This is a genomic window from Crenothrix polyspora (genome assembly GCF_900163755.1).
Lineage (GTDB): Bacteria > Pseudomonadota > Gammaproteobacteria > Methylococcales > Methylomonadaceae > Crenothrix > Crenothrix polyspora.
In genome coordinates this window covers 22,938-29,521 of the sequence record NZ_FUKI01000140.1, presented here as the reverse complement: position 1 = coordinate 29,521, position 6,584 = coordinate 22,938, and the positions used below count along the sequence as shown (strand labels likewise).

Sequence of the window (6,584 nt, the reverse complement as noted above, 5' to 3'; positions counted from 1 at the left end):
AGGATGCTCGGATAAAATTGAAAAAGCTTTATCCGACACTTAAAGAGTGACTAAGTACTAGCTTGGTTTTCCACCAAACGATAACCCACACCAATTTCTGTCAGCAAATACTTGGGTCGAGCCGGATTAGCCTCTAATTTATGCCGTAAATGTCCCATATAAATACGCAGGTAATGGTTATCGTGAAGATGCTCCCCACCCCATATTTCCTTTAATAAATGGCTGTGTGTTACAACAAGGCCCGCGTAGCGAATCAGCAAGGTGAGTATGCGGTATTCAATGGGGGTCAGGTGTATTTCATCACCCGCCATAAACACTTTGCGCTCCGCTAAATTAACCGTTAATTCACCCGTCACAAACACACCGTCAGTTGTTAAAGCCTTCATGGTGCGCCGAAGCAATGCCTGTAAACGCGCATTCAACTCGCCCGTGCTAAAGGGTTTGGTCAGGTAATCATCGGCACCGGCTTCCAATGCCTCGATTTTATCCTGTTCCTGGCTTCTCGCTGATAACACCAAAATGGGCACATCGGAAAGTTGGCGTAACCGGCTGACCATCACAACGCCACCAATATCGGGTAAGCCTAAATCCAAAATAATAAGGTCGGGCTGTTCTTCTTTTACCCTGGCCAAACCAGCCCGTCCATTTTCAGCTTCAATGATTCTCCAACCACAACGGCCTAAATTAACTTTAAGGAAGCGCCGTGTTTGCAGGTCATCTTCAACCACGAGGACTAATGAATTACGGCCATCCATCATGCCAGTTCCGCCATCGGTTCATCTGCAGGCAAGGGGGGCGGGGTATGTAAAGGTAATATCAGGGTAAACACTGCACCGCCATCCAATCGATTAGCAGCCTGTATTGTCCCTTCATGGGCTTGCATAATGCTGCGGCACAGAGACAACCCCAAACCGATGCCATCCAACGTGCTTTCCGCATTAACCCGATAAAATTTTTCGAACAGTTTTTCTTCCATCCCAGCCGCAATGCCAGGGCCGCGATCTGCGACGGCCAGTTTCAATGTATGGGGCAATAAGTCGGCGCTGATATCAACAGGGCTACCGGCTGGGGTATATTTGGTGATGTTTTCCAATAAATTGATTAAAACTTGCTGCACCAGCACGGCATCAACCCACAGCAAGGGTAAATTTTCCGGCAAGTGGATATGGACAGGCCGGTCACCTAAGGCGTTTTCCAGGCGTGTTAAAGCGCCACCGATAATTTCTTCCAGCGCATACCATTCACGCTTCAATACAATAGCCCCGCCTGAAAGTCTTGCCATATCTAGGATCTTGTTCATCAATTCCGACATCCGTTGTGCTTCATCATGAATCACCTTATTAAAATCTAACCGTTCCTCAATAGACAATAGTTCATCGTCCATCAAGGTACTGGCCAAGCCCACTATCCGTGTCAACGGTGTGCGTAAATCATGGGAAATGGCGCTTAACAAGGAATTACGTAAAGCCTCGGCTTCGGCATTAAGGCGGGCTTCTTTCGCTTGCTTGGCTAAATGCAATCGCTCCAGCGTCAAAGCAATTTGATGTAAATAGGTGTGTAGAAAGGTTTTAAATTCCGGTTTGATATTTTGCATGACTATCACGCCGACAATCCGTTTTGCGCCTTGCAAGGGTAAATAAATAATATTATTGACAATATTAACACCTGTAGATAAGGCGGTATTTTCTTTAAATATACGTCGGGCAATGGATAAGTTAACGCCACGTAATGATTGCTTAAGTGGTGGCTCATTAGGGTAATCAATACTGCTATTTATATTCGGTAACAACAACACCGATAATACGTTAAATTCTTCATAAAGATGAATGGCAACAGTCGATACCAACATTTTGTCATCTAATGAATCTGATAAATGCCTATTTAGTCGATAAAGTGCAGTTGCCTGATTTTCCCTTTTTTGTGCAGTTTCGGCTTGTAAGCGTATTTTGTCTAATAAATTACTGGTTATATTAGCAACTATTAACATGACTACAAGACCAATAATATTATCTATATCAGTAATGGCAAAAGAAAAAATAGGTGGGGCAAAGAAAAATGCAAAGGCGAGAACACTTAATAACGTTGCAAGATTTGATGCGGTGCGGCCATATCTTACCGCAACAAGAAACACGATCAAATTATAAGTTATTAATATACTGGATGTTCCTAGAATAGAATGCAAAGGCCAAATAATCAACGTACATAAGCTGGGCGCAATAATTCCCAATAAAATAATCAGTTTTTGTTTTTGTAAATGCGCCTTCACTTGTAATTAAAACGCATTAGCTAAAAATAAAAACCATTATTAATGATATAAGCACCATAACTATTGACCACTGCCGTATCTTTTCGAGTAACACTAATTTTTCTGAATAATACGATAGGGTTAGCTTTGTTTCATTCCAAAAATATTTAGCTTTCTCAATCCATATTTTATACCACATTGACAATACGTTAATGGCTTTAAAAGCTACAAAACTTCCAATTGACAATAATATATAAAATACAATAATTTGTGTAGAATGCAAATCCGTATTAAACAAATGCTCAATCATTAAATCTAGCGCTTGTTCAATGATTTCAAATATAGTATGAATTAATTCAAAAATAGTATGTATCAGAAATAATAATACATCTATCAATGTGTCATAAAACAACACTATACCCAGTATTACTATTGCCTGGATAATGCTTTTTTTTGGATTATTGATAGAAACCACTAATATTCTACCTAATTAAATTAACGCTCATAATTCACACCGAATACCAATTTCGATGACGTGTTCTACCGGAATTTTAAAAAACTCGATAGGGCTTGCGGCATTGTGAAATAAAAACTTGAATAAAAACCGCCGCCATATTGGCATGGGGCTTTTAATCCTGAAGATCACTTTTTCACTACCAACAAAAAAAGATACGTCTTTTAGGTTAATGTCCAAGCCTTCGTTTTTAAGCAGAGTCAAGGCGTAACGCACGTCCGCACCTTGCTGGAAGCCATAGTACAGCTTTACCCGGTAAAATTGCCGGGTGTCACCAAATTTGCGGATTTTAATGCGCCTGGCTTCTTCAACATACGGTTCATCCGTGGTGACAATGGTTAACACCACGATATGTTCATGCAGGACATGGTTATGTTCGAGATTGTGCAGTAAAACCTGCGGAATGCCGTGTAAGCTACGGGTTAAATAAATGGCTGTGCCTTTAACCGTCGTCGGTGGATTACGCTTAAATTTAGTTTCCAATTCTTCGAACAAGACCCGTTTACTATCCTGATATGCAGCCAATAAATCACGGCCTTTAATCCAGGTGGTTAGGATGACAAACAACACCATACCCACCACCAACGGCAACCAGCCACCGGAAAAAATCTTTAAGCTGTTGGACGATAAAAACAAAAAATCAATGGTCAAAAATAACGTCAAAAACACGATGCCGTAGAACGCCTTCCAGTGCCAAAGGCTTTTAATCACAATAAATGCCAATAGGGTATCCACCATCATGGTACCGGTAACCGCAATACCGTAAGCCGAGGCTAACCCAGACGATGAGCCAAAACTGAAAACCAAGATGAACACGGCCACCATCAGTAACCAGTTGACGGCAGGGACGTAAACCTGGCCTTGTTCATGCCCAGAGGTATGCACAATGTCCATGCGCGGACAATAGCCTAACTGGATAGCTTGCCGTGTTACCGAAAAAGCGCCGGAAATAACGGCTTGTGAGGCAATCACGGTAGCCAGGGTTGACAAAGCCAATAACGGATAGAGCGCCCAGTGCGGGGCTAGCCAATAGAACGGATTTTCGATAGCCTTCGGGTTTTGCAGTAACAAAGCCCCCTGGCCAAAATAATTACACAGCAAGGCGGGAAACACGAAACCAAACCAGGCATAGCGAATAGGCTTTAAACCAAAGTGTCCCATATCGGCATACAAGGCTTCTGCACCCGTAATCGCCAACACCACCGCGCCCATGATTAAAAATCCCTGCCAACCTAATTCATACAACAAATGCACGGCATAATAGGGGTTCATAGCCAGTAATACGGCAGGTTCCGCCAGTACATTATTAATCCCTAACAGAGCTAACGTGCCAAACCAGACACACATAACGGGGGCAAATATTTTGCCAATATCGCCGGTACCTTTAGCCTGTACAATAAACAGCACGCTCAATACGCTAATGGTAATGGGCAATACATAGTGTTCCATTGCGGGATTAATAATCTGCAAGCCCTCAACGGCACTGAGTACGGAGATAGCCGGTGTAATAATGCTGTCGCCATAAAACAGGGCAGCACCCAGCAAGCCAATCGTAACGATAAAATGCCTGAGTGTGGTATTTTCGCCGACTCCCCTAAGCGCCAGCACCATCAACGCCATAATGCCGCCTTCGCCTTTGTTGTCGGCACGCATGATAAAAATGGCGTATTTAGTCGTCACCACCAGTGTCAACGACCAAAAAATGAGTGACAACACGCCCAGTATATGCGGTTTATCAATGGGCAAGCCGCCATGAAACACTTCCTTCATGGCATACAAAGGACTGGTGCCTATGTCGCCAAATACCACGCCGATAGCGCTTAAAGATAAACCCACCAGTTGGTTTTTTGATGTACCTTGCTGTGGTGACATGGATTAGCTTGCTTTTTTAAATTTAAGAACGGTGCATTGTAAACAGATAGGTGTAAAAATTGCGTAAAGAAGGAAGAAAAAAAGAATGGTAATTTTTATGATGATCCGAGAAAATTTTTTCTCAGGACGATGGGCGGGGCAATCTCTATACTGGCCATTTAAAATAAATTTATTAACTTAGGAACGCGCACGAAATAACTTGAGCAAGTTCATGCTTCGACAGGCTCAGCACGAACGGTGGTGGCGTTTAAGTTGTTCAAGTTATTTCATGCACGTTCCTTATTAACTTATTAACTTACAGCGTTTTCAACTTAGGACAGTTACAGCCACCGTTCGTGCTGAGCTTGTCGAAGCATGAACGGCACACTTCGACAAGCTCAGTGCGAACGGTTACGCTGTAACTATTGAACTGTGAAAACGCTGTATTAACTTATTAACTTATTTAATCGCGGCGCAATGCTTTAAAAGGCATGCGTAATAAATGTAGCCAATTTAAATCTGCTGGTCTACGAAACCCTGTTAAACCGATTAGCATAGTTGTTTGCGGCTGTTGGCTTGCAGCAGTATAAGTTTTGCACAACCGATCCCAACAGGCAATGGAAAAGCCATAATTACTGTTCATTTCATTAGGCCGTGTTGAGTGGTGGATACGGTGCATATCCGGCGTGACAATTAGCCAGCGTAACGCTTTATCGGTTTTTTCAGAAAAGCCGATATTGCTGTGATTAAACGTTGCTGCACCATTGAGGATCATTTCAAAGGCGATAACCGCTAGTATATTGGCTCCTAACAGATAAATACACGCTACTTTATAAAGCATTGAGATAATGATTTCCAGAGGATGAAAGCGCACAGCGGTGGTGGCATCACATTCTAAATCGCTGTGGTGTACCTGGTGTAATCGCCATAATACGGGCCATTTATGCAAGACGATGTGTTGGCAATAAATGGCAAAATCCAATATAAGTAAACTTGCTGCAATACTCAGCCAATTAGGCAGCGTGTACTGGTTTAGCAAGCCGAAGCCCTGTTGCTGCGCGTTAATGGCACTCAGATAAGCAAGGCCACCTATGCTAAAACGCATGAGCAACATATTAAAAGCCGCTAGGCCTAAATTAATCGGCCAGCGTTGTTTGCGTTTGATTGGCGTTAAGCGTTTGGGTTTAACATATTCCCAACCGATCATAAGGCTAAAAATACCTAAAGCAACACACAAGCGAATCAGATTTTCCATTATTTTCCGTTACGGTAAAGTGCTGCTAATTTGGCAGGGTCTGCGCCTAGATAATAACGCAAACGCAGTGACCACATCAGTAAAATAGTCTTGATTATACCGTTGTGTTGCCAGCGCCGTGCTGAACTAATGACTTTATCTTGAAGGCATAGCGGTGGGCTGCGTTTTTTTAAAAGATGGCATAGCGCAATGTCTTCCATTAACGCAAGGTCAGGATACCCGCCGAGGTTAAAAAACACCGTGCGTTTAACAAAAATGACTTGATCGCCGGTAGCAATGCCTGTGAATCGAGAGCGCCAGTTGATAAGCGTGGCAACGATTTTTAACAGGATGTGTGGGCTATCCAGGCGAATATCAAAACGCCCCCATGATGCGTTACCAGTGGCCAAGTGCCGCTGAATGCTGTCTAGGGCATGTTCCGGTAATTGCGTATCGGCATGCAAGAAAATCAATATATCGCCTTTAGCGTGTGCTGCGCCATTGTTCATTTGTGTAGCACGACCTGGGGCTGATAGGGTAATTTTATCGACCAACGCTAATGCCTTGCTGCGGGTTGTATCGGTACTGCCGCCATCGGCAAGGATGATTTCACAGTGTATTCGTAACGGCTGCAAGGCCAGCAAGCAAGTTGTAATGCCGTCGGCTTCGTTGAGAGTGGGGATAATAATAGAGAAAGTCATGGTGAGGTATTGCTGAAAAGTGTAGAGACGCACGATGTT

The 6,584-nt window shown here is 43.2% G+C and carries 6 protein-coding genes; all 6 read right to left on the bottom strand.

All coding sequences use genetic code 11. The annotated features are described in order from the left end of the window. Nucleotides 1-50 precede the first annotated feature (50 nt). The 6 genes from CRENPOLYSF2_RS14220 to CRENPOLYSF2_RS14195 all read right to left on the bottom strand — a co-directional run bounded on the left by CRENPOLYSF2_RS14220 (nucleotide 51) and on the right by CRENPOLYSF2_RS14195 (nucleotide 6,545). Nucleotides 51-758 carry a response regulator gene (locus CRENPOLYSF2_RS14220; RefSeq protein WP_336469734.1) on the bottom strand — a complete coding sequence of 236 codons (708 nt, stop codon included), beginning with the start codon at nucleotides 756-758 and terminating at the stop codon, nucleotides 51-53. Continuing rightward, complete coding sequence (locus CRENPOLYSF2_RS14215) at nucleotides 755-2,266, bottom strand: DUF4118 domain-containing protein (protein WP_245808010.1); 1,512 nt, start codon at nucleotides 2,264-2,266, stop codon at nucleotides 755-757. Before CRENPOLYSF2_RS14215 ends, CRENPOLYSF2_RS14220 begins: the two co-directional genes overlap by 4 nt. A 16-nt stretch (nucleotides 2,267-2,282) precedes the next feature. Next, on the bottom strand, nucleotides 2,283-2,720 hold the full coding sequence (locus CRENPOLYSF2_RS14210; RefSeq protein ID WP_087144608.1) for a hypothetical protein: 438 nt from the start codon (nucleotides 2,718-2,720) through the stop codon (nucleotides 2,283-2,285). A gap of 27 nt (nucleotides 2,721-2,747) precedes the next feature. Beyond that, nucleotides 2,748-4,631: a potassium transporter Kup gene (locus CRENPOLYSF2_RS14205; RefSeq protein WP_087144607.1), complete on the bottom strand. Its 1,884-nt coding sequence runs from the start codon at nucleotides 4,629-4,631 to the stop codon at nucleotides 2,748-2,750. Between the two features lie 442 nt (nucleotides 4,632-5,073). Continuing rightward, nucleotides 5,074-5,865 carry a sterol desaturase family protein gene (locus CRENPOLYSF2_RS14200; RefSeq protein ID WP_087144606.1) on the bottom strand — a complete coding sequence of 264 codons (792 nt, stop codon included), beginning with the start codon at nucleotides 5,863-5,865 and terminating at the stop codon, nucleotides 5,074-5,076. After that, nucleotides 5,865-6,545, bottom strand: coding sequence for a TIGR04283 family arsenosugar biosynthesis glycosyltransferase (locus CRENPOLYSF2_RS14195; RefSeq protein ID WP_087144605.1), 681 nt, complete (start codon nucleotides 6,543-6,545; stop codon nucleotides 5,865-5,867). The genes CRENPOLYSF2_RS14200 and CRENPOLYSF2_RS14195 overlap by 1 nt, the downstream gene beginning before the upstream one ends. Between the last annotated feature and the right edge of the window lie 39 nt (nucleotides 6,546-6,584).